The sequence below is a fragment of the Paenibacillus sp. Lou8.1 genome (genome assembly GCF_024213565.1).
Lineage (GTDB): Bacteria > Bacillota > Bacilli > Paenibacillales > Paenibacillaceae > Paenibacillus > Paenibacillus polymyxa_B.
The window spans coordinates 101,098-124,154 of record NZ_JANAVN010000016.1; the positions used below are offsets into that span (position 1 = coordinate 101,098).

The window sequence follows — 23,057 nt, forward strand, 5'->3', positions numbered from 1 at the left end:
TTGACGAACGAAATTATAGAATGAGGCAGGAGGAACTTTGAATGTTAAAGATTGCATTTATAGCGCATGACCGAAAAAAGGATGAAATGGTAAATTTCATAACGGCCTATGAGCATGTTTTTACAGATCACCAGTTATTTTCAACAGGTACAACAGGTCTGCGCATTATGGAGCAAACCAAGCTTCAAATTCACCGTTTCATGTCCGGGCCGCTTGGAGGAGATCAGCAAATCGGGGCTATGGTTGCACAAAATGACATGGACTTGATTATATTCTTGCGTGATCCGCTTATGGCCCAGCCGCATGAGCCGGATATTAGCGCTCTGTTACGTCTGTGTGATGTACAAGGGATTCCTCTGGCAACCAACGTTGCAACTGCTGAAATACTGGTTAAGGCGCTAGACCGTGGTGATTTTGCTTGGCGTGAGCTGGTACATAAATATAAACCGGGGATTGACCAGCAAGGTGATATAAAATGACACTGGACATCTTGATTTTCGGAGCCCATGCCGACGATGCAGAAATAGGAATGGGAGGCACGATTGCCAAGCATACAGCCGCTGGTTTAAAGGTGGGCGTTTGCGATTTGACGCGGGCTGAAATGTCATCCAATGGTGATGTGGATACTCGTATGGCAGAGGCAGAACACGCTGCAAAAGTACTCGGACTTGCCGTGCGGACGAATTTAGGTCTGCCGGATCGTGGATTATATGTAACTCCAGAACATGTAGCTGCAGTTACAGCAGAAATACGGCGCCATGCACCAAAAGTCGTATTTGCTCCTTATTGGGAGGATCGGCATCCAGACCATGTCATGTGCAGTAAGTTAGTGGAGGAAGCGGTATTTAACGCCAAGTTGCGACGTTTTATGCCAGAAAATCCTGCGGTACAGGTAGAGCAACTATATTTTTATTTTATTAATGATATTGGCAGAACGGATTTAATTGTGGATATCACCGAGCATTATGAAGCCAAAGAACGGTCTTTGTTGAGTTATGCTTCGCAATTTCAGACATCACCTGGAAAGGATACAGTATCCACACCCTTAAATCAGGGATATGTGGAACGCGTAAAAGCTCGCGACTCGTTGTTGGGTCAACGCAAACTGATTTCGTATGCAGAAGGCTTTGCGTCCAAAACGCCATATCTGGTTAAGCTATTCACATAAGAATTCTATACTTGAGCATTTTGCAGAATGTTAAAATAAATCGGCAGGAAAGTTATCACTGATGAGCGGAAGGAGGCAGCTTAGCTTGAATGACAAATTGAAAATTGGCATTACCTGTTATCCGTCGTTGGGTGGCTCCGGCGTAGTGGCTACTGAGTTGGGTAAGTTGCTGGCAGAAAAAGGGCATGAGGTCCATTTCATTGCCAATAGCATTCCGTTCAGATTAGGCGGGGCGTTTCAGAAAAATATTTTTTATCATGAGGTTGAAGTTAACGATTATTACGTGTTTAGATATCCACCCTATGATTTGTCACTCGCGACCAAAATGGCCCAAGTCGCACAAATGAAGAATTTGGACGTACTCCATGTTCATTATGCAGTACCTCATGCAGTATGCGCTTACTTGGCGAAGGAAATGGTGGGTGATCATCTGAAGGTGGTAACCACCTTGCACGGTACGGACATTACAGTGTTGGCACAGGATGAGTCGTTGAAGGACCTGATTCGGCTGGCTATTAACAAAAGTGACGCTGTGACAGCGGTTTCCAAGGATTTGATTCGGGAGACGATAGATGCGTTGGAAATTACACGACCTATTGATTTAACCTACAATTTTGTAGATAAACGGGTATATTATCCACGAGATGCCGCGGCGCTTAGAAGAGATTTTGCCCAACCGCATGAAAAAATAATGATGCATATTTCCAATTTCCGTCCTGTCAAAAGGGTGGGAGATGTGCTGGATATATTTGAAAAAGTGCAACGTAAAGTACCTGCGAAGCTGCTGTTGGTGGGAGAAGGACCGGATCTTCCAAAAATCCGTTGCAAAATCGAGAATTTAGGCCTGCAAGATAAGGTCTTCTTTTTAGGTAAGCAGGATCAGATCGCAGAAGTGATTTCTATGGCGGATGTGCTGCTGCTTCCCTCGGAAAAAGAAAGTTTTGGTCTGGTTGCACTGGAAGCAATGGCTTGTGGAGTGCCGACAATCGGTTCTCAGGCAGGGGGAGTACCTGAACTCGTTGTGCATGGAAGTACGGGGTATCTTGCTGAAATCGGTAATACTGAGGCAATGGCTGATTATGCAGTAGAGCTGTTGTCCGATGAAGCGATGGCGGAACGTTTCCGTGAAGCGTGTCTGACCCGCGCCCGTACCGTTTTTTGTGATGAGCTGATTACCCGTCAATATGAAGAGATATATTACCGTGTGTTGGGACGCGAGGTGCCGGATCTTAAACCGATCAGCGTTTAAGGGGGCGGACTCGCGTCCGTTTTTTATATTGAATACTTGCAAAGGGGGAAACCCTATGAATACAAATACTTGGCAATATGCTGACCAAGAGATGGCATTTCATGGCAGAGAGGTCATACATACACTAACAGCAGCAGGCCACGAAGCCTACTGGGTCGGTGGCTGTGTGCGGGATGAGCTATTAGGAAGAGCCATTCATGATATGGATTTGACTACTTCGGCTGAGCCTGAACAGGTCATAGCGCTATTCCCTCACGTCATTCCGACAGGAATTCAGCATGGGACGGTTACGGTCATGCAGGGTGGCCATGCGTTCGAGGTAACCACTTTTCGTACGGAAAGTGGTTATGCCGATCACCGCCGTCCAACGGAAGTTGCCTTCGTAAAGGATATCCGTGAGGATCTGATGCGACGGGATTTTACTATGAATGCGATTGCGATGGCAGAACACGGAGAGCGTGTCGACCCATTTGGAGGAGAAGCCGATTTACGAGCCGCTCTCGTTCGTTGTGTAGGCCGAGCCGAGGAACGTTTTGAAGAGGACGGGTTACGAATGCTGCGTTGCATCCGTTTTGCCTCTGTGTTTCGGTTCCGTGTTGCTTACAACACCTGGAAAGGCATGATTCGGCGCAAAGAGGGACTTCGTTACATAGCCATGGAACGTGTGCGGGTCGAGCTGGAAAAGATGCTAGCGGGCCCTGATCCCTTACGTGGGTTGGAGATGCTGAGCCGTAGCGGATTGCTCGGTTGTACGAAGGTTCCGGTTCCTTGGGAACAATGTGAAGCATGGGCGCTCAAGGGGATCGTTCAACTGCAAGAAGAACTGCGGTGGGGCCTGCTCTTAATGTCTTGTAGACTTACCTCAGAGGCAGCGGACGAGCTACTAAGAGCTTGGACCTTTTCCAACGCGGTACGACTTCGGCTGGTTCATCTGCTGGAATGGGAGACCGAATTAATCTACAGTGCTGGTGTCATAGCTGGCGATTCCGTTCCGGAGGAGTCTGACATTGTCAACGATGAGGCACTGCGTCGTAGCTGGATTCGACTGCTAATTAGACTGGGAAAAGATACAGCTTCAGACTGGCTTGATCTTTACAAGACACTGCCTGCTTCATTCCGCGGATTACCGCCGTGGGTAGAAAAGCATGTGGCGAAAACAGCCGAACTGGCAAGCTCGTGGACAAAGCAGGCTGTAGTCGTTCGTATCAAAGATTTAAATATTACAGGAAATGAACTGGTTCAGGCGATGAATCGACCAGGCGGCCCTTGGCTGGGTCAGATGATGGAACAGCTTTTACAAGCTGTTGCCTACGGAGATATTCCGAATGAAACAGAAACATTGCTTCAGGAAGCGAAACGGGTGATGAGTAGTGAATAATCATGAAAGATTGTTAGGCATACTGGAGGAAGGTACATCCGATTACGTATCAGGGGAGGAAATCAGCCGACGCCTCTCGGTTAGCCGAACAGCAGTATGGAAGCAGATCAACAAACTGCGTGAGTTGGGCTACAACATTGATGCCTCCTCGCGTCGGGGTTATCAATTGATATCCCGACCGGATCGGCTGCAAGTCTCCAAATTGGCCGATATGTTAAATACTCAATCGTTTGGCCAGCGTATCGTTGTACTGGATTCGACGGTTTCCACTCAGCAAGATGCCATGGGTTTGGCAGAAGAGGGCGCGCCAGAGGGGACAGTAGTGCTTGCGGAGGAACAAACGGCAGGTCGGGGACGTTTGGGACGGAAGTGGTATTCCCCTCGTGGCAAAGGAGTCTGGATGAGCATTGTGTTGCGTCCTACCCAGCCCTTGGCTTTTACCCCCCAGCTAACGCTACTTACAGGTGTAGCAGTGTGCAGGGCCATTCGTCGGCTGACGGGTGTGGAGGCTGGTATCAAATGGCCAAACGACGTGCTGATTCATGGTCGCAAAGTATCCGGTATTCTGCTGGAATCTGCAACAGAGGATCAACGGGTTCGATACTGTATTGCAGGGATTGGCATTGATGTGAATTTAAATAAAGAAGATTACCCGGAAGAGTTATCGCAGGTGGGAACGTCCTTGAAAATAGAAGCAGGGCGTGAAATTGACCGTACTGTGCTGGTCGCCTCAGTGCTGGAAGAGATGGAACAGCTAAGTAAGTTGTATGCCGAGCAGGGGTTTCAGCCTATAGCCATGCTGTGGGAGGCTTTGTCCGTGACTATGAACCGTAGCATACGGGCACATACCGGACAAGGGGTAACTGTAGAAGGCACAGCTGTTGGCTTGGACCCTTCCGGGGCACTCGTAGTAGAAACGGATCAGGGAGAGCGAATTCAGGTCATTTCAGGGGATATACAATTGTAGAAGCAACCCTAGCTATGAAAACGACCGAAATCGCTCTATTCCCTGTGCAAAACTTCACGTGAAAAAGCTGATGTTTTTTGTTATACTGTGCAGGAGGCGGCATCGGACGGTCCGAGCTGCACTCCAGGGGCACATGCTCTACTTTAGCAAGTTTGTAAGACCATCATAACTTCATTTGAAGGTTACGTTGGATTCTGCTCTGAGCCGAACAGGACCGAGACAGAAGGGACGATCTCAAAATGAGTGTCTTTTTTGGCTGTTCGGACCTTTTGATGACGCAGATGTACAGGCGTTCATAAAAGGTTATTTTTTGTGCCAAAAAAAGATGGAAGGGAGCCATTTACAATGGCAGGAAAACAAGCACTGAATATTGTGAAAATGAAAAAAATGAAGCAAGAGGGCATTCCGCTCAGTATGCTGACCGCCTATGATTATCCATCGGCTAAAATAGCCGAGGAGGCGGGAATTGACATGATTCTCGTAGGTGACTCGCTGGGTAACGTAGTTCTTGGTTACGATTCAACCATCCCTGTAACCTTGGATGATATCGTGTACCATTCCCGGGCAGTCGCAAGAGGCGCGGAACATACATTTATCGTAGCGGACATGCCTTTTATGACATATCACAGCAGCGTATCAGAAAGTCTTCAGGGCATCCGCCGTCTGATGCAGGAAGGACATGTGCATGCTGTTAAATTGGAGGGCGGAGCTGAAATTGCTGATGTTGTAAAAGCAACTGTTCAGGCAGGTGTGCCTGTATTGGGACATATCGGGCTTACTCCGCAATCGGTTAATCAAATTGGTGGCTATCGCATTCAAGGCAAGGACGAAGCGGACGCACGCCGGTTAATGGCGGACGCCAAGGCGCTGGAGCAGGCGGGTGCTTTTGGCGTTGTATTGGAACTGGTAACTGAGGAAGTGGCAACAGCGATTTCTAAAGAGCTTTCCATTCCAACCATTGGAATTGGTGCTGGACGTGGATGTGACGGTCAGGTACTCGTTTATCACGATCTGATTCAGTACGCATCGCCTTATTTCAGCAAACGCTTTGTTAAAACCTATGCCGATGTAGGCGGCTTGATTCGCAGCAGCATTGAGCAGTATGTGAGTGATGTAAAAGGGCGGGCATTTCCGGCCGCGGAGCATGTGTTCAGCGCGGATGACCGCGTTGTGGAATCCCTGTATGGTAAAGCAAAAGGACAGACACAGGAACAAGCTAAGGAAAAGGTGGAATCACGCTCATGATCATCGTTAGAGAAGTGGCTCAGCTGCGCAAGATTATTGCTGAACGTCGGCAGCTTGGGACAAGCGGAACAAAAAAGGTACACGGTTCTACCTCTTTACAGCAACATAAAGTCGGCTTTGTACCAACAATGGGATACCTGCATGAAGGGCATGCGAGCTTGATGCACAAGGCGCGTGAAATGGCGGATACGGTGGTGCTTAGCATTTTCGTAAATCCGATTCAATTTGGACCAAATGAAGATCTAGACAGCTATCCTCGCGATGAAGCTCGTGATTTGGAGGTAGCGCGGCGCGAAGGCGTGGATATTGTTTTTTTACCAACTGTAGCAGAAATGTATCCACAACCAACCCAAACCAAAATTCGTGTATCCGCTTTGACAGATCGTTTGTGCGGTGCTTCCCGTCCTGGCCATTTTGATGGTGTGACTACGGTGGTAGCCAAGCTTTTTAACATGATAGGTCCTGATTTGGCTTTCTTTGGAATGAAGGATGCGCAGCAGGTTGCTGTGCTCCAGCAGATGGTGACTGATCTCAATATGAACGTGATTATCGTACCTTGTCCCATCGTCAGAGAGGCGGATGGTTTGGCCCTCAGCTCCCGTAATGTGTATTTAAGTGCAGAACAGCGCGAGCAGGCGTTGGTGCTGTCTCAGTCACTGCGTAAGGTGCAAGAAGTGAGCGAAGATATAGTAACAAACACAATTACGATTCGTCAGCTACATCAAATGGTGGAGTCCACCATTACTTCCTCTCCTTTAGCAGACATTGATTACATTGAAATATTAACTTTTCCCGGTCTGGAGCCCCTTCTTCCCGAGCAGCGGCTATGTGATGTTCAGGAAGACGTCATCGTAGCGCTGGCTGTGAAATTTGGCAATACCAGACTGATTGACAATATAAGAATACAGAATGCGGAGGTGCTTTCCCATGTTTAGAACCATGATGAAATCCAAAATTCACCGCGCTACGGTTACGGAAGCTAACCTGAACTACGTGGGGAGTATCACTATAGATGAAGATCTCATGGAGACATCGGATTTGTTGGAGAATGAAAAGGTTCAAATTGTAAACAATAACAATGGAGCTCGACTGGAAACCTATGTTATCCCCGGACCGCGTGGGAGCGGCGTAATCTGTCTCAATGGTGCGGCAGCCCGTTTGGTGCAGCCTGGTGATACAGTCATTATTATTTCCTATGCTTCCATGTCGAATGAAGAGGCCAAAACATACAAACCAACAGTGGTATTTGTTGATGAACATAATAAACCAGCCCAAACGATGAACAAAGAAGTACACGCGACGATCATGTAATGAATGGGAGTGCGGATGAAACCCGTCTTTTAAGCGAAAAATGTGAGTGTATTAATCCATCTTTCATAAGGGCGGGATGCACATGTTCCAGCATGTATTCGCAGAAATGAACAGCATGTTAGATGATATCGTGAAGCATTACCCATCAGCCCAGGGCTCCCGCAGGCAGGAGCTGCTACAGCACTGGAGTCTGCTGCGGAGAATGAGTGACGGAATTATGGATGAGTGGCTGGCCTTTGAGGAAAAAATGGTTTGCCTGCGTGCGGCCGGGTTTTCCGCGGAGACCGATATGTCTGACACGGAGCTGCCTGAAAAAGAGCTGCCAGCTTTTAATCGGGGGCAAGGGTATTATCGATTACTCATGTACCCTGAGGCGATCCAACAATTTGAGCAGGTACTACAGCATTTTCCGAACAGCTGGCAGAGTCGCATGTATATGGGAATGGCCTATTTTCAACTAGATGATCCAGCAGAGGCTGTATGCCATTTTCAGAAGGTGCTGGACCTGACTGAGCAGGCAGGACTGAAGGCGGTCATCTATAATGCGCTAGGCTGTCTGTTGGCAAAGCAGGCTGACGTAGAGGAGGCGCAAAAATGTTTTGCTCTCGCACATCAGTTCGATCCTGCGTTACCCGAGCCGCTGCACAATATGGAAGCCTGTCTGTCCGGTACCGAAAAGCTTCGATACGACAGCTCCATGATGACCTGGATGTAGTTGTCAGACACCGAGCAAGACGATGCATGCCCACCTCTCAGGCGGCGTGTGCATCGTCTTTTTTGGCTGTCTTAATTTCCAAACAGGCGATCTTCTGCTATGCTAATATACAGAGTTATTATTTTTGTAAGTGTCATAAGAAAGGATTAGCCCGAATGAAATTTGCGGTATTGGATTTTGAAACGACAGGCACCCAGTCCGCGGATGACATCATTCAAGTCGGACTTGCAATTATAGATCATGATAACAGCATTTCCCGTGTTTACGGCTCTTATGTAAACCCTGGCAGATCTATTCCCCCTTTTATCACCGGGTTGACCGGAATTACAGACGATGACGTCAAGGATGCTCCTGCACTTGAAGAAATGATGATGGAGCTCGTGCCTATGCTGGACGATGTTGTACTGGTCGGTCATAATGTGGCGTTTGATTTTAATTTTTTGCAAAACGCTCTGGATCGGTGCGGTTATTTGCCGTTTAGCGGAAGAATCTTGGATACAATGGATTTTCTGAAAATTATGTTTCCATCGCTATCTTCGTATCAGTTGGGTTTTGTGTCTTCTGAGTTTGGGCTGGCGCATGATCGCCCTCACCAAGCAGACAGCGACGCGTTGGCTACGGCTGAGGTGTTTTTAAAGTGTCTGGGTGAGCTTCAAGCATTACCTTTGATAACGATACAGCGGCTTAGCGATTTGTTTGCAGAGGAAGACAGTGACCTTGGATGGTTTCTTGATGGGGTGCGTGAAGAGAAAGAGCTTGATCCTATTCAGGATCTGGAGGGACATCAGTTTTTTCGTCAGCTTGCGCTAAAAGTGGAAGATTGGACGGAGCTAGCTGCTCCGCGTAGAGAAGATGACCCGAATCCACTGTCAGGTGTTTCCTTTGAGGAGTACATGGATGATGTGCGGGACAATTTGCGTTCATCCTTGAGCCAATATGAGGAGCGCGAGGCGCAGATACAGATGATTGAGGGTGTAAATCAGGCACTGAGTGAAGACAAGCATCTGCTGATCGAAGCAGGTACAGGAACAGGGAAGTCCCTCGGCTATTTGCTCCCATCGCTGTATCACAGTGTGAAAAAAGGACAGCGAGTTATGGTAAGTACACATACGATCAACCTGCAGGAGCAATTACGCGAGCGCGACATTCCGATGCTGACCAAGGTGATTCCGTTTCCGTTCCGGGCTGCTATTTTCAAGGGTCGGGGACATTATTTGTGTCTGCGTAAGTTTGAACATAAAATAAACAGAAGAGACTTCGCGACACCGAAGGAAGATTTAATTACAGCTGCTCAGATGATCGTCTGGTTGACGCTAACAGAAACCGGTGATGATGAAGAACTGAATCTGAGCAACCGTGGTGGAGATTTCTGGGAAACGGTGGCGAGTGATTCAGAGTCCTGTCTTGGTCGTTCTTGCCCATGGTTCCGCAAATGCTATTATCATCGTGCACGCCATGAAGCAGGGATAGCGGATGTTGTTATTACGAATCACTCTAAGTTGTTTACAGACGTCAAAGCTAGTCACCAGTTGTTGCCAAGCTATGAACATCTGGTGATTGATGAAGCCCATCACCTGGAGGAAGTAGCTGGTAAGCACCTAGGTATGCATATGAAATATTTCACACTCGTGCATACACTGACGCGACTGTTCAAAGACAGCAAGAATGGACAACTGCCTTCACTTCGTCAACAGTTGGCGAAATCGGGGCACGAGAAGTCGACGGATTGGGCCTCAACCATCGATCAGATGTATCCGCTCGTGTTAGAGGTTAAGGAAACTTGGGACCTGCTAAGCGACAAGCTGTTTGGCATGTTGCCAGAACGAAGCGATGCGACACCGGGTGAAACAGGACAGTTTTCTTCCCGTCTCAAACCTTCAGCCAAGCCTGCAAAGTGGGATCAGGCGGGGGCTTTGGAAAATCAGCTATATGTAACGATGAGTGAAATTTTGCGCAAGGGCGACAAGCTGATGCTGGACGTCAAGGAAGAACATGACGATTATGCGGCGGATAGCCTTATTACAGATATCACGGGTCTGCTCAAGGATCTGGCGGGGATTCGAGAAAATTTGCGCTTTTTTATGCGACTCGATGATGAAACAACCGTATACTGGCTCGAAGCGAGTGGGCAATTCCGCAGTAAATCATTACAATTTTATGCGGTGCCCGTCGATGTGAGCCGCCAGTTGAAAGAAATGTTTTTTGACAAAAAAAGAAGCATTATTCTGACGTCTGCTACCTTATCGGTAGATAAGTCGTTTCAGTACATGATCGATCAGCTCGGCTTGCAGGAGGCCGCAGATCAAGAGCGGCTGATGACTTCGCAGCTTCCGTCACCCTTTAATTACAGGGATCAGGTGTTGCTGGTCATTCCACGGGATTTCCCAAGCGTGAAGGGCAGTGTAGGAGATGCACACTTTGTAGATATGCTCGTTAGCTCTCTAGGAGCGACTGCTCAGGCGACGCGGGGGAGAATGCTCGTTCTGTTTACTTCCTATCGGATGCTCCGGCAAGTGTATGAGCCGCTCAAAGAGGCCTTAGCATCCAGCGAAATTACTGTGCTGGGACAAGGTGTGGACAGTGGGAGTCGCAGCAAGCTAACCCGCCGTTTTCAGGAAGCCAAAGCTTCTGTATTGCTGGGAACCAGCAGCTTCTGGGAAGGCGTCGATATTCCGGGGAAGGCTCTGACTTGTCTGGCCATTGTTCGCTTGCCGTTTCAACCGCCGAATCACCCGTTGCTGGAGGCAAAAAGCGAGCTGCTCCAGCAGCAGAAGAAGAATCCATTTATGAAGCTGTCTGTACCACAAGCGGTCATTCGCTTCAAACAGGGATTTGGTCGGTTGGTTCGTACAGCGAGCGACCACGGGGTCGTTATCGTTTACGATACGCGTGTGATCGAATCCTATTACGGAAAGCACTTTTTGTACTCGTTACCGGGACCAAAAATGGAGCATATGCCATCGGAGCAAATGGTGCCCCGCATCGCCGAATGGCTCCAATCCGCCCCGGAGACCGAGGCATAACGGACGGACACTAAGTATGTTCGTTACAATTAGGGGGAGCAAGTATGAAATCAGATAAAATTTCAGAGGCTGTCGTACGGAGGTTACCCGTATATTTACGTTATCTGAATGCACTTCACAAACGGGAGGTGGCTACGGTCTCTTCTCAAGAGTTGGGACAGAGGCTAGATTTAAACCCGGCCCAAATCCGTAAAGATCTCGCCTATTTTGGAGATTTTGGTCGGAAGGGTATCGGTTATGATGTTTCTTATCTAATTGAGAAAATACGCCATATCCTGAAAATCGATCAGCAAATTAATGTAGTATTGGTCGGAGCGGGTAATCTGGGGCAAGCCCTTTCGAATTATAACGCTTATTTAAAAGACAATATGAAGATTGTAGCGGTATTTGATGCGTTTCCAGATAAGGTAGGGACCAAGATCAATACATTGGTCGTGCAACCGATGGATGAACTGGAAACGACTGTGAAAGAAAAAAACATTCGAATCGGGATTATTACCGTACCTGATTTTGAAGCACAGCACGTGGCTGACAGGCTTATTGATAGCGGAATTGGAGCGATCCTGAACTTTGCACCGACTACTCTCAAGGCACCGGCCAACATTCGGATTCATGCCACAGACTTTACAACTGATTTGCTTAGCCTCGCTTATTATTTGGAGGACGGAAAGGAAGAAACACAATATGACAGTGAATAAATGGATGATTAAAAACGGCTCTTTTGCCGTAAATGGACCAGAAGCTGGGGTAATCCATGGTTTTATGATTGTGGAAGATAGCCGCATTACTTACATTGGCGAGACTTTGCCTTCGGGTGAGGAAGAGACGGAAGCGATCGATGGTAAGGGGCTTTTGTTTTTACCTGGTCTGATTAATACTCATGGTCATGCGGCGATGTCTCTGCTGCGTGGGCATGGAGATGACTTGGCACTTCAAGTATGGCTTCAGGAAAAAATGTGGCCTATGGAAGCCAAGTTTACATCTACGGACGTGTACTGGGGTACGTCGTTGTCTGTGCTGGAAATGCTGAAAGGTGGAACAACGACCTTCCTGGACATGTACGATCATATGGATGAGGTGGCTCGTGTGGCTGAAGAGTCAGGTATTCGTGCAAGTCTGATGCGTGGAGCAATTGGACTATGTTCGGAGGAAGAACAGCGAATCAAGCTGGCTGAGGCCGTAACTTTTGCGCGTAACTGGCATGGTAAAGCAGACGGGCGTATTACAACGATGATGTCACCGCATGCGCCATACACCTGTCCACCTGCGTTTATTGAAAAATTCGTACAAGCTGCGCATGATCTGGATTTGCCGCTGCATACGCACATGTCTGAGACGATCGCCGAAGTGGAGCAAAACGTACGTGACTACGGTTTGCGTCCAGTTGCACACTTGGATAAGCTTGGTTTTTTCTCCCGTCCTTCGCTTGTTGCCCATGGCGTTCATTTGAATGACGAAGAAATAGCTTTACTGGCTGAACGTGGTGTAGCGGTTTCGCACAACCCAGGTAGCAACTTGAAGCTGGCAAGTGGTGTGGCAAGAGTGCCTGAATTGCTGCGTGCAGGGGTTACCGTTTCTCTCGGAACGGATGGTCCTGCCAGTAATAATAACCTGGATATGTTCGAGGAAATGCGTCTGGCAGCACTTATTCACAAGGGTGTATCTGGTGACCCTACGGCAGTTCCTGCGAGTGAAGCGCTGCGTCTGGCAACAGAATACGGTGCAAAGTCAATTGGTTTAAAAGAAGTAGGAGCGTTGGCAGCAGGCAACAAGGCTGACTTTATCGCGCTGGATCTGAATCAGGCACATTTCTTGCCGCGTACAGATCTTATTTCCCATGCGGTATACTCAGCAAGCGCCAAAGACGTGGTTCACGTATGGGTAGACGGTCGTCAGGTTGTGAAAAACGGCGAATGCCTGACTATGGACGAGGAACGCATCAAACATGAGGCACAAGCCGCCTTTGAAGGGCTGCTGTCGCGCTAATTCAGGTGTCACATCCCCTTAGAGAGGAAGCACGGGTTTGAAAAATAAGAAAAAGTGGATAGCGGTCGCCATTTTGGCCGTAATACTGATCCTGGTCAGCATTTTCTGGTATTATTCCTATGTTACTCAAGACCAGGTGGCTGAGAAAAATGCCGCTATCATTAAGGCCAAGCAATCAGGTGGTCTGGTTAGCACGACTCAAACATGGAAGTCTGTGTGGGATCAGGTATATTGGGTGGTTCAAGGGAAAAATGCACAGAATGAAAATATAATGGTGTGGGTTCCTTTTCAAAAAGTGGAAGGACAACCTAACGTACCTGCCGCAGATAATAGCGGTGTTCACACCGAACTGCTGAAGAATGGAGTCGATGAGCAAAAAATGACGGCAATAATTCAGCAGCAGCTTCCAGGTGTAAAAATTGTAAGGCTTCAGCCGAGTGTGTTCAATGGCGAATATGTGTGGCAGTTGTTTTACGATGATGGAAGTCATCATTACTACAGCTTTTATCGTTTCTCAGATGGGGTAGCGACGGGTGTAAAATATACTTTGCCCAATAACTAGCTGGTTGAGGATTAGCAGATGTGGAATGAATGACTAGTAAATAATTGAAAGCTTAAGAAAAAGACGTAAATGCGATGAAATTCGTATTTACGTCTTTTAGTCTTGCTATGCCGTAAAATGGGCTGAAAGCCAGTGAAGCATCTTTACCAATCCATTTTCTCTCTAGGGCAAATTCATCTTTATGGCGGGCAGTACGGAGTGAAAGATTTGAATCTGGAGAAGCGGAGCGTTCGCCTTTGCCGCCGGATTTTCTCCGTAAGAATCTAATCGAAAAAAATCCGGTGGCAACAGCGATCGTAAGATCAAATCCTACACGCATCGTCTCGCCTCCACCTTAACCAAAGATTTTGCCTCATCACAACTCCTCCACACATTGCCTTCGATATTAGATATACGTTATGATATACTATATTTTATAAGTGATAGACAAAAATGATAGAAAAAAGAATTGCTGATCGCTGTAAGATCATGCAATTTGGTTGTTTGTTGACATTCGTCCCGTTTCTTCTGGGTTTTACATTTTGAGAGGAGGATGTTGTTTGAAATTGCGTGCAGTTCCTATCGTTGTGGCGGCAGTTTTGGCAGCTTTGCTGCTATTTGGGGGATGGTTCATTTACCGTCAGGTTACAATGCAAAGCCCTCTGGAAAAACTGGTTTCTCAATATCCAGGCGTGACAAGCGCTCAAATAGATATTAAACAGGATCAGGTTGTATTGAAACTAGATCTCAAACCGCAGGCGGATGTGGCCGGATTAGTCGATGTGGTTAAGCAAAAAGGACAAACCATCATTGGCAGCCGTACCATTAAGCTGGATATTGAAGATCGTTCCAATTCAGCACTGAATCAATGGTGGTCTGAGGCTATGTTTCCTGTAGCCGAAGCGATGGAAAATAAAAAGTATACTCAAATTTCATCTACAGTTGAGCAGATGAAAAAGAAAAAGACGGGTATCAAAGCTGATACCGACATGGATTCGAACAATGTCTATATCCGACTCAGCGAAGGGAAAGCGACCAAATTTATCGTTTTGCCACGTCAATCTCAGCAAATGGGGGTATGGCCTAATGCCTAGATGGATCAAGGAAACATTAATCGGCATAGTGCCGGTGACTATTATATTTCTCGTTTTTATTGGGGTGAATATTATCCCTCTTCTAGTTGCTGGCGTGATGCTCAGCGGCTTGTTAATGCTCATGCATGCACGTGGTGGCTTGGCCGTAGGTGCTGGGCAAGAACGTAAACGCAAAAAAAATGGTCCGGACAAGCTGACTTTTGAGGAAATCGGTGGGCAGGAAAGCGCTAAACAGGAGTTGCGTGAGGCCCTGGACTTTTTGAATCGACATGATGAAATTTCTAAGTTTGGTATCCGTCCATTAAAAGGTGTTCTGCTCACAGGTCCTCCGGGAACAGGGAAAACACTGATGGCGAAAGCAGCCGCACACTATACTAATTCTGTATTTGTTGCAGCCTCAGGTAGTGAATTTGTTGAAATGTACGTTGGTGTTGGTGCGGGTCGTGTCCGTGAGTTGTTTCGGGAGGCACGTACTCGTGCAGCCAAGGAAAAGAAGGAAAATGCGATTATTTTTATTGACGAGATCGACGTAATTGGTGGTAAGCGTGAGGGTGGACAGCAACGAGAATATGATCAGACTTTGAATCAGTTGCTGACAGAAATGGATGGCATTTATTCGGCAGATACACCGCGGATTTTGATCATTGCAGCAACAAACCGTAAAGAAATGCTGGACAGTGCCTTAACGCGTCCAGGGCGTTTTGACCGTCATATTCAAGTGGATTTGCCTGATAAGAAGGGCCGTCTTCATATTCTTAAAATTCATGCCAAAAACAAACCGATTCAGGAAGATGCGAATCTGGACAAAATTGCTGAGGAATCTTACGGGTTTTCCGGCGCACAGCTGGAGAGCGTGATGAATGAAGCGGCAATCTATGCGATGAGACAGGATCAGAAAATGATTGCGCAGAAGCATCTGTCGATGGCAATTGACAAAGTAATGATGGGTGAAAAGACAGATCGAGAATCGACGTTGGAAGAGAAAAAACGTGTAGCGATTCATGAACTAGGACATGCTATTATGGCCGAAATTGTTCGTCCCGGTAGCGTAAGCCAGGTAGCACTTAGCCCACGTGGAAAAGCGCTTGGCTATGTGCGCCACAATCCACAGCAAGAGCATTATTTATACACCAAGCAGTTCCTGGAGGAGCAGATCATGATCTCGCTCGCAGGGGCCACAGCGGAAGAAATGTACTATGGCGGTCGCAGTACCGGCTCAAGTAATGATTTTGAGCAGGCGCTGAATATCGTCCATACGATGATGACTTCCGGTTTGACTTCACTTGGCATTATTAACATGGAAATGGTAACCAAAGAAGAACTTATGCGGGAAAATGGCGAGATTATGGCTGACCTGCATACCCGAACTTTGGAGTTGCTGGAAAAGCATCGTCCTGTGTTCGACAACTCACTTGACATCCTAATGAAGGAAGAAACTCTGTCTGGAGACCAATTTAGATGTCAATTTAGTGAAAATGCTTTATTACCAGCATAATTTTTTATGCTGGTTATTTTTTTTTACTTTTAGTCCGTGCTAAGATATTATTATCTATTGGGACATAAACATGTATTTTTCGACAAAGAAGGATACAATATATGAGAGTGACCAGGAAAGGGTGGAGTAAAGAATCATGCAATTTAAAAAAATCGGCGTCATCGGCGGCGGCACCATGGGACAGGGGATTTCTGAAATGCTCGCGTCCAAAGGAATCGATGTGCTGCTGGTAGAGCAGACACCAGAGAAACTAGACTACGCCTACAATATGATTGAAACGAGTCTGGACAAACAACTGGAAAAATGGGCAATTACTCAAGCTGAGAAAAAATTGATCTTATCCCGTATTCAAAAAGTAATCCATTTGGCGGAGCTCGGCAGCTGCGATATGGTCATTGAGACTATTACAGAGAATCTGGACGAGAAGAAAGCAGTGTTCCAAGAGCTAGATTATGTGTGTCCAAGCAATATTATTCTTGCAAGTAATACATCTACGCTGAGCCTGACCGAGCTTGCTAGCTCGACTAAGTATCCTGAGCGTGTTATTGGTATGCACTTTATTTATCCAGTATCCCGTATTGATCTTGTAGAAATTATTCGTGGTTTGAAAACTTCGGACGATACATTTGAACACACTAAAATGTTCGTGGAAGAAATAGTGGAGAAAAAAGGAGTCATGATTTATGAATCTCCTGGATTCGTAACAAGCCGGATTATCTGTCTGCTGATTAACGAAGCGGCCCATGTACTTCAAGAGGGCGTGGCTTCCGCTGAAGATATTGATGACGCTATGCGAATCGGCTATAACTTCCAAAGCGGTCCTTTGGAAATGGCTGACCGCTTTGGTCTAGATTCCGTTTTGGCTGCTCTGGAGCGTATGTTCCGTGAATTCGGCGAATTGAAATATCGTCCGTCCATCGTACTGAAGAAAATGGTGCGTGCAGGTAATCTGGGCGTGAAATCGGGCGAAGGCTTCTTTAAGTACGACAAGGATGGTGACCGGATATGAAAATTCTCGTAATCAATGCAGGGAGTTCTTCCCTGAAATACCAATTGTATGATATGACGGACGAGTCCGTTCTGGCAAAAGGATTGGTAGAGCGCATCGGTATGGATTCCTCCATTCTTACGCATAAGCCAACCAATAAAGAAGAATACACCGAAGTTAGCGAAATTTTGGAACATACTACAGCCATCCGTAAAGTGCTGAACGCACTCACAGATGCTGAACATGGTGTAATCTCCAGTACTAGTGAAATTCAGGCTGTAGGCCACCGTGTGGTTCATGGAGGCGAAATCTTCAAACAGTCTGCAGTTGTAACGCCTGAAGCGAAGAGTGAAATCCGCCGCTTGTTTGACCTGGCACCACTGCATAACCCTGCTTCCATGATGGGGATTAAAGCGGCTGAATTGAATATGCCAGATGTACCGCAGGTTGTGGTATTTGATACCTCGTTCCATCAAACCATGCCTGAAAAAGCTTATATGTACGCCATTCCAAGAGTGTTGTACAATAAGTATAAGGTTCGTCGTTACGGTGCCCACGGCACTTCCCATGATTTTGTAAGTAAGGAAGCTGCTAAATTCCTTGGTCGTCCTTTGGAAGACCTGAAGATTATCACTTGTCATATCGGTAATGGTGGTAGTGTAACAGCAGTTCAAGGCGGTTTGTCTGTTGATACTTCCATGGGTATGACTCCACTGGAAGGTCTTATGATGGGTACTCGTAGTGGTGATTTGGACCCAGCAATCGTACCTTATGTCATGAACAAAGAAGAATTGACTGTCAATGAAGTCAATTCCATGCTGAACAAGCATAGTGGACTTTTAGCTATTTCCGGTATCAGCAGTGACATGCGTGAAATCACAGAAGGTATGGAAAAAGGCGAAGCTAATTCTACATTGGCATTCGAAATGTATGAATACCGTCTGCGCAAATACATTGGATCGTATGCTGCCGCAATGAACGGGGTAGACGTAATTGCATTTACAGCAGGTGTAGGCGAGAACTCCATCGTTCTGCGTAAGAGAGTGTTGGAGCAATTGACATTCCTCGGTATCGAGCTGGATGAATCGTTGAATGCTATTCGTTCTGGCGAGCCTCGCCGGATTACAACTGCAAATTCAAAGGTAGAAGTACTGATCATTCCAACGAACGAAGAACTGGTTATTGCCCGTGACACGTTCCGTCTGGTTCAGTAGTTCGGTTCGAAAGTATAAACTTTATGCATGCGGACTTACGTTTGAGTTCCGCATGCACCAAACAGCGAGAGCAAACAGCCTGACCCAGGGGGAAGGGCTGTTTGATTTTCGGTTAAGAGGAGAGAGACGGTCATGACGAATAAAAGTACGATTGCCCAAGTGGGCCGCCATGTAGGGGAAACGGTTACAATCGGTGCTTGGGTAAACAATAAACGATCTAGTGGTAAAATTCAGTTCCTGCAACTGCGCGATGGTAGCGGGTATATTCAAGGGGTTATCGTGAAAAGCGAAGTGTCCGAGGATATTTGGAATGACGCCAAATCCTTGACTCAAGAGAGCTCCCTTTACGTTACTGGAGTGGTGCGTGAAGAACCGCGTAGCCAATCGGGCTTTGAATTAACGGTTACAGGCATTGAAATTATTCATTTGACCGAAAACTACCCGATTACACCCAAAGAGCATGGTGTAGATTTCCTGATGGATCATCGTCACTTGTGGCTGCGTTCCGCCAAGCAACGTGCTGTTCTGATCGTACGGGCGGAAATTATCCGTGCGGTACAGGAATTCTTTAACGGCAACGGCTTTACGAAGGTGGACCCACCCATTTTGACTCCTTCCTCTGCAGAAGGCACAACAGAATTGTTCCACATTAAATATTTTGATGAAGATGCGTATTTGACACAAAGCGGGCAGTTGTATATGGAAGCCGCGGCAATGGCGCTGGGCAAAGTATATTCCTTTGGTCCAACTTTCCGTGCGGAAAAGTCTAAAACACGTCGTCACCTGATTGAGTTCTGGATGATCGAGCCTGAGATGGCTTTTGTGGATCATGAAGAATCCTTGCGCGTTCAGGAGCAGTTTGTAAGTCATATCGTGCAATCTGTTCTGAAAAATTGTGCGAAGGAGCTTGAAACAATCGGACGCGATGTTTCGAAGCTGGAGCAAATTCAAGGCGAATTCCCACGTATTACGTATGATGAGGCGATTGCCTTCCTTCAAGGTGAAGGTTTCGATATCCCATGGGGAGAAGACTTTGGTGCTCCTCATGAAACGGCGATTGCTGAAAGATATAACAAGCCTGTGTTCATTACACATTGGCCGACTCACATTAAGGCATTCTATATGAAACCCGACCCGACCCGTCCAGAGGTTGTTTTGTGCGCCGATATGATCGCTCCTGAAGGCTACGGCGAAATTATCGGGGGTTCCCAACGGATTGATGATCCAGCATTGATGGAAGAACGTTTTAACGAGCATAACTTGGCTCGTGAAGCCTACCAATGGTATATGGATCTGCGCACCTATGGTACCGTTCCGCATTCCGGCTTTGGACTGGGCCTGGAGCGTACAGTAGCATGGATTTGTGGACTCGATCATGTACGTGAAACGATTCCGTTCCCACGTATGCTGTATCGTTTGTATCCGTAACCGATGACCGGATCATTCGACAAGACATCAGCGGCAGAATGGGCGGAGGGAGTAGCCTTTGCTATGGAAGCCGGAATGGTCCAGATTCCCTACGCCCTGCTCAAGCATTATCGGACACTTCGGCTGACGGATGGTGAAATGCTGCTACTGATGCAGTTGCTTGCCTTTAAACAAGCGGAACGTAATGAATTTCCGACATGGGAACAATTGCAGTCACGTATCGGATGCACTGCGAACGAAATCGCACTCTATTTCAGTAAGCTCATGAAAGAAGGATTTTTGAGAATCGATTCCGTAGAAGACCGCAGCTCATCCGTACAATTCGAACGTTACAATTTGACGGGGCTGTACCGTAAGTTGGCAGAATGTATGATCGCTGAGCGTAATGAGCAGCACGATGAAGATGACATTTTGTTTGCCGGAAAGCCGGATTTACTGAATGGAATATCAGAATCCCCGCTTACAGAAGAACGGAATTTGTTCACGATTTTTGAGAAAGAATTCGGGCGCCCATTGTCACCGATGGAATACGAGACGATCACCAGCTGGGTGGATCAGGATCGGTATCCCGAGGAGCTGATTTTGCTGGCTTTGAAGGAAGCGGTATTTGCAGGGAAAGTACATTTCCGGTATATAGACCGTATTTTGCTGGAGTGGAGCCGAAACCGTGTTCGTAATGCACAGGATGCCAAAGAATACGCCCAGCGATTCCGTGGTGGCGGACGCAATTGATATATCGGTCTAAATAGGCTTTAATGATAGAGGACACACCATTCCGTCAGGAGGGTGTGTCCTTTTTTAAATATTTTTTTTCGAAATATGCAGGGGAAGGAAATTTCCTGGCGTCTATAGTATTGGGAAGGGGGAGAGCGTCATTGATATAGAGAGAATCATTGAACGAATACGGTCCGGTGACCGGCAGGCGTTCCGTGAGATCGTAGAGCTGTACAGCAAGCATGTATTTCATATCGCCTATTCGGTACTGCATGACAGCAAGGAAGCCGAAGATGCCGCGCAGGAGGCGTTCGTTCAGGTGTACAAGTCTCTCCCCCAATACCGGAACGAAGGATTTAAAACGTGGCTGAGCCGAATTGCGCTCCACAAAGCGCTGGATATTAAGCGCAAACAGGACAGACGACCCGCAGAGCTTATAGACGTGGCACAATCCCTTGTACAGCTCCCTTCCCGGGATGAGGATGTGCTGGCCCGTCTCATCCGCGAGGAGCAAACTGTAGAACTATCGCAAAAAATTGCCCAGTTGCCCCAGCAACATCGGGATATTATTCAAGCCTATTATATGCAGGGCAAAACTTACGATCAAATTGCAGAAGAGACGCAGGTAGCTTTAAAAACAGTAGAGTCGAGACTCTATCGGGCGCGGCTATGGATTCGAAATCACTGGAAGGAGGAGGAATGGCAATGACTGACCAACAAGATAAACCGTGGATTGAAGGGAAATCGAATGACTGGCATGCTTACATTGCAGGAACTTGCACGATAGAAGAATCTGCCCGGCTGGAAAAGCTACTGCTGGAAGACGAACAGGCGCTGATGTTATATCTTGTTGCACTGGAGCAACTGGAGTCAACTTTAAAAGATTATTCTGCCTGGATGGATACGGAGCGCTTCACAGATCAGGTAATGGCCGTTCTTCCCGAGATAGAAGCTGAACCGAGTCAAGTTATGTTCAAAAAACGCCGCTGGTTTGAAAAACCTGTGTTTCATTATGTTGTCGCCGCAAGTCTAACGTTGATCTTGTTGTCCAGTGGAGCCTTTGACAAAATGATGCCGCAAACAGACGGAAAGCCGATTCCTCCAAAAGAACGCGTTTCTTACAGTGAAGAGGTCATGCGAGCTACAACAACCTGGCTCGATAAATTAAAGCCCTAAATCATCGGATAAAGGCTGAGATGAAAAAACTCAAAAATAGCAACCTTCAATTGGGAACTTTATCAAAATCCCATAAATAGAAAGGAAGTGTAGCGATGCCTTATACGGAAAGAAGCAAGCTCTTGGCATTTCTATTGAACATCATTCCCGGTGTGGGACACTATTACTGGACCCGAAAAGCCAATGTGTTTGTATACACCATTTTGTTTTTCGGATGTTTGGCAGGAGGATTATTTCTTGCATTCGTAGTAAGAGACGAATCGCCTTTATTATTCGGTATGTTTGTTGCCGCCCTTTTTTGGGGACTCAGCATGCTGCATATCATGATTAGCTTGTTGCGTTATGATCCTCGTGCAGTCGCTGCTCCATACCCCCCTCATGCAGGGCCCAATCCATATGATTTTTACTCGCAAAATGGACCTTATGGACAGGCTGGTTTAACAGGGGAGGTACCGGAGGGGGCAACACACGCAGATACGGATGTACCGGGAGCAGGAATGGGATATGGCCCGGGCTATAATAACCATTATCAACAAGGACACTATGGTATGGCAGGATCACCTGCTTTTCAAAGAGGATCGGAGAATGAGCGCTTTTTTACGATTTTGCTGTCGTTCATTCCTGGATTGGGACACCTCCATTTGGGGCTGATGCAGCGTGGTTTGTCTTTTTTACTGTCCTTCTTTGGCTTTGGTGCGATTCTTATCTTTATTACTAGCATTACTAACGAATCCGGATTTTTGGCCTTTGCGGGCGTGTTGCCGATTATTTGGCTGTATTGCATGTTTGATGCGGTGCAGCATGTACATCGCAAACAAGCTGGAGAAATTCTTCAGGACCGGACTTTGTTTGAGGAACTGGAGCATGGAAGAATCGAGGGACGTCGAAGTAAAATGCTGGCTACCATTTTATCGGTATTTCCCGGTGCCGGACATATGTATATAGGTTTGCAAAAGCGCGGACTCCAACTCATGCTTTTGTTTTTAGGAGGCATCTATGTACTGGATGTGCTGCATCTTTCACTCTTTTTATTCTTGCTTCCGGTGGTTTGGTTTTACAGTTTTTTTGATGCATTGCAGCAAGTAAGCCGTTATGGACGGGAGCCGCTGATCGACAAACCTGTGATCGGTATGTTTGCACAATATCACCGCTGGGTAGGCTTGGGGTTACTATTGCTGGGCGCCTATTACATCTTAATCAACGTACTAGTTCCTACTCTGGATCGTCTGTTTCCAAACAGAGAGATTTATAATTTGGTTGACATGTATCTACGGACGATTATCGTATCCTTATTGTTGATCGGCGGTGGTATTTGGATGATGATTGGGAATTCCAAATCTAAACGAGTAAAGGAGAAGCAATAGA

At 46.9% G+C, this 23,057-nt stretch carries 23 protein-coding genes; 22 read left to right on the top strand and 1 reads right to left on the bottom strand.

Annotation, left to right across the window (positions count from 1 at the left end):
• Positions 1-41: 41 nt before the first annotated feature.
• The 13 genes from mgsA (at position 42) to NLX78_RS21575 (ending at position 13,604) form a co-directional block, all read left to right on the top strand.
• The gene (gene mgsA / locus NLX78_RS21515) at positions 42-479 is read left to right on the top strand and encodes a methylglyoxal synthase (RefSeq protein WP_013310694.1); all 438 of its coding nucleotides are present in this window, start codon (positions 42-44) and stop codon (positions 477-479) included.
• A complete protein-coding gene (gene bshB1, locus NLX78_RS21520; protein WP_254351459.1) occupies positions 476-1,168 on the top strand; it encodes a bacillithiol biosynthesis deacetylase BshB1 in 693 nt (230 codons plus the stop codon). The genes mgsA and bshB1 overlap by 4 nt, the downstream gene beginning before the upstream one ends.
• 85 nt (positions 1,169-1,253) lie before the next feature.
• Complete coding sequence (gene bshA, locus NLX78_RS21525; protein ID WP_061829193.1) at positions 1,254-2,417, top strand: N-acetyl-alpha-D-glucosaminyl L-malate synthase BshA; 1,164 nt, start codon at positions 1,254-1,256, stop codon at positions 2,415-2,417.
• Positions 2,418-2,472: 55 nt separating this feature from the next.
• Positions 2,473-3,795, top strand: a complete 1,323-nt coding sequence (locus tag NLX78_RS21530; RefSeq protein WP_254351460.1) for a CCA tRNA nucleotidyltransferase — start codon at positions 2,473-2,475, stop codon at positions 3,793-3,795.
• Positions 3,788-4,762, top strand: coding sequence for a biotin--[acetyl-CoA-carboxylase] ligase (locus NLX78_RS21535; RefSeq protein ID WP_254351461.1), 975 nt, complete (start codon positions 3,788-3,790; stop codon positions 4,760-4,762). Before NLX78_RS21530 ends, NLX78_RS21535 begins: the two co-directional genes overlap by 8 nt.
• 345 nt (positions 4,763-5,107) lie before the next feature.
• Entirely contained in the window at positions 5,108-6,007 is a 900-nt protein-coding gene (gene panB / locus NLX78_RS21540; RefSeq protein WP_023989139.1) for a 3-methyl-2-oxobutanoate hydroxymethyltransferase, read from the top strand.
• On the top strand, positions 6,004-6,942 hold the full coding sequence (panC, locus tag NLX78_RS21545; RefSeq protein ID WP_254351462.1) for a pantoate--beta-alanine ligase: 939 nt from the start codon (positions 6,004-6,006) through the stop codon (positions 6,940-6,942). Before panB ends, panC begins: the two co-directional genes overlap by 4 nt.
• A complete protein-coding gene (gene panD / locus NLX78_RS21550; protein WP_013371641.1) occupies positions 6,935-7,318 on the top strand; it encodes an aspartate 1-decarboxylase in 384 nt (127 codons plus the stop codon). Before panC ends, panD begins: the two co-directional genes overlap by 8 nt.
• 82 nt (positions 7,319-7,400) lie before the next feature.
• Positions 7,401-8,033 carry a tetratricopeptide repeat protein gene (locus NLX78_RS21555; protein ID WP_061829188.1) on the top strand — a complete coding sequence of 211 codons (633 nt, stop codon included), beginning with the start codon at positions 7,401-7,403 and terminating at the stop codon, positions 8,031-8,033.
• Positions 8,034-8,188: 155 nt separating this feature from the next.
• Complete coding sequence (gene dinG, locus NLX78_RS21560) at positions 8,189-11,056, top strand: ATP-dependent DNA helicase DinG (protein WP_061829187.1); 2,868 nt, start codon at positions 8,189-8,191, stop codon at positions 11,054-11,056.
• Between the two features lie 44 nt (positions 11,057-11,100).
• Positions 11,101-11,754: a redox-sensing transcriptional repressor Rex gene (locus NLX78_RS21565; protein ID WP_254351463.1), complete on the top strand. Its 654-nt coding sequence runs from the start codon at positions 11,101-11,103 to the stop codon at positions 11,752-11,754.
• Positions 11,741-13,042, top strand: a complete 1,302-nt coding sequence (locus NLX78_RS21570) for an amidohydrolase (protein ID WP_069289812.1) — start codon at positions 11,741-11,743, stop codon at positions 13,040-13,042. The genes NLX78_RS21565 and NLX78_RS21570 overlap by 14 nt, the downstream gene beginning before the upstream one ends.
• Before the next feature lie 37 nt (positions 13,043-13,079).
• Positions 13,080-13,604, top strand: coding sequence for a cell wall elongation regulator TseB-like domain-containing protein (locus NLX78_RS21575; RefSeq protein ID WP_165177181.1), 525 nt, complete (start codon positions 13,080-13,082; stop codon positions 13,602-13,604).
• 52 nt (positions 13,605-13,656) lie between these two features.
• Here NLX78_RS21575 and NLX78_RS21580 read toward each other — a convergent pair whose 3' ends face one another.
• Positions 13,657-13,923 carry a hypothetical protein gene (locus tag NLX78_RS21580; protein ID WP_254351464.1) on the bottom strand — a complete coding sequence of 89 codons (267 nt, stop codon included), beginning with the start codon at positions 13,921-13,923 and terminating at the stop codon, positions 13,657-13,659.
• Between the two features lie 220 nt (positions 13,924-14,143).
• On the opposite strand from NLX78_RS21580, the gene NLX78_RS21585 reads away from it, so the two are divergent.
• The 9 genes from NLX78_RS21585 to NLX78_RS21625 all read left to right on the top strand — a co-directional run bounded on the left by NLX78_RS21585 (position 14,144) and on the right by NLX78_RS21625 (position 23,056).
• Complete coding sequence (locus NLX78_RS21585) at positions 14,144-14,677, top strand: hypothetical protein (RefSeq protein ID WP_061829183.1); 534 nt, start codon at positions 14,144-14,146, stop codon at positions 14,675-14,677.
• On the top strand, positions 14,670-16,172 hold the full coding sequence (locus NLX78_RS21590; RefSeq protein ID WP_069289810.1) for an AAA family ATPase: 1,503 nt from the start codon (positions 14,670-14,672) through the stop codon (positions 16,170-16,172). The genes NLX78_RS21585 and NLX78_RS21590 overlap by 8 nt, the downstream gene beginning before the upstream one ends.
• Positions 16,173-16,308: 136 nt before the next feature.
• Positions 16,309-17,181 carry a 3-hydroxyacyl-CoA dehydrogenase family protein gene (locus tag NLX78_RS21595; RefSeq protein WP_061829181.1) on the top strand — a complete coding sequence of 291 codons (873 nt, stop codon included), beginning with the start codon at positions 16,309-16,311 and terminating at the stop codon, positions 17,179-17,181.
• Complete coding sequence (locus NLX78_RS21600) at positions 17,178-18,374, top strand: acetate/propionate family kinase (protein WP_013310675.1); 1,197 nt, start codon at positions 17,178-17,180, stop codon at positions 18,372-18,374. Before NLX78_RS21595 ends, NLX78_RS21600 begins: the two co-directional genes overlap by 4 nt.
• Positions 18,375-18,506: 132 nt before the next feature.
• Entirely contained in the window at positions 18,507-19,802 is a 1,296-nt protein-coding gene (asnS, locus tag NLX78_RS21605; protein ID WP_013310674.1) for an asparagine--tRNA ligase, read from the top strand.
• A 3-nt stretch (positions 19,803-19,805) separates the two neighbouring features.
• Positions 19,806-20,534 carry a DnaD domain-containing protein gene (locus tag NLX78_RS21610; RefSeq protein WP_069289808.1) on the top strand — a complete coding sequence of 243 codons (729 nt, stop codon included), beginning with the start codon at positions 19,806-19,808 and terminating at the stop codon, positions 20,532-20,534.
• Positions 20,535-20,736: 202 nt separating this feature from the next.
• On the top strand, positions 20,737-21,225 hold the full coding sequence (locus NLX78_RS21615; RefSeq protein ID WP_061829179.1) for an RNA polymerase sigma factor: 489 nt from the start codon (positions 20,737-20,739) through the stop codon (positions 21,223-21,225).
• Positions 21,222-21,692 carry a hypothetical protein gene (locus tag NLX78_RS21620; RefSeq protein ID WP_061829178.1) on the top strand — a complete coding sequence of 157 codons (471 nt, stop codon included), beginning with the start codon at positions 21,222-21,224 and terminating at the stop codon, positions 21,690-21,692. Before NLX78_RS21615 ends, NLX78_RS21620 begins: the two co-directional genes overlap by 4 nt.
• 95 nt (positions 21,693-21,787) lie before the next feature.
• Complete coding sequence (locus NLX78_RS21625; protein ID WP_254351465.1) at positions 21,788-23,056, top strand: multi-tm2 domain protein; 1,269 nt, start codon at positions 21,788-21,790, stop codon at positions 23,054-23,056.
• Position 23,057 lies beyond the last annotated feature (1 nt).

Coding starts and splice junctions, on each gene's coding strand:
- mgsA (WP_013310694.1), top strand. CDS start 42: ATGTTAAAGATTGCATTTATAGCGCATGACCGAAAAAAGGATGAAATG.
- bshB1 (WP_254351459.1), top strand. CDS start 476: ATGACACTGGACATCTTGATTTTCGGAGCCCATGCCGACGATGCAGAA.
- NLX78_RS21530 (WP_254351460.1), top strand. CDS start 2,473: ATGAATACAAATACTTGGCAATATGCTGACCAAGAGATGGCATTTCAT.
- panB (WP_023989139.1), top strand. CDS start 5,108: ATGGCAGGAAAACAAGCACTGAATATTGTGAAAATGAAAAAAATGAAG.
- panC (WP_254351462.1), top strand. CDS start 6,004: ATGATCATCGTTAGAGAAGTGGCTCAGCTGCGCAAGATTATTGCTGAA.
- panD (WP_013371641.1), top strand. CDS start 6,935: ATGTTTAGAACCATGATGAAATCCAAAATTCACCGCGCTACGGTTACG.
- NLX78_RS21555 (WP_061829188.1), top strand. CDS start 7,401: ATGTTCCAGCATGTATTCGCAGAAATGAACAGCATGTTAGATGATATC.
- dinG (WP_061829187.1), top strand. CDS start 8,189: ATGAAATTTGCGGTATTGGATTTTGAAACGACAGGCACCCAGTCCGCG.
- NLX78_RS21565 (WP_254351463.1), top strand. CDS start 11,101: ATGAAATCAGATAAAATTTCAGAGGCTGTCGTACGGAGGTTACCCGTA.
- NLX78_RS21570 (WP_069289812.1), top strand. CDS start 11,741: ATGACAGTGAATAAATGGATGATTAAAAACGGCTCTTTTGCCGTAAAT.
- NLX78_RS21580 (WP_254351464.1), bottom strand. CDS start 13,923: ATGCGTGTAGGATTTGATCTTACGATCGCTGTTGCCACCGGATTTTTT.
- NLX78_RS21590 (WP_069289810.1), top strand. CDS start 14,670: ATGCCTAGATGGATCAAGGAAACATTAATCGGCATAGTGCCGGTGACT.
- NLX78_RS21595 (WP_061829181.1), top strand. CDS start 16,309: ATGCAATTTAAAAAAATCGGCGTCATCGGCGGCGGCACCATGGGACAG.
- NLX78_RS21600 (WP_013310675.1), top strand. CDS start 17,178: ATGAAAATTCTCGTAATCAATGCAGGGAGTTCTTCCCTGAAATACCAA.
- asnS (WP_013310674.1), top strand. CDS start 18,507: ATGACGAATAAAAGTACGATTGCCCAAGTGGGCCGCCATGTAGGGGAA.
- NLX78_RS21610 (WP_069289808.1), top strand. CDS start 19,806: ATGACCGGATCATTCGACAAGACATCAGCGGCAGAATGGGCGGAGGGA.
- NLX78_RS21620 (WP_061829178.1), top strand. CDS start 21,222: ATGACTGACCAACAAGATAAACCGTGGATTGAAGGGAAATCGAATGAC.
- NLX78_RS21625 (WP_254351465.1), top strand. CDS start 21,788: ATGCCTTATACGGAAAGAAGCAAGCTCTTGGCATTTCTATTGAACATC.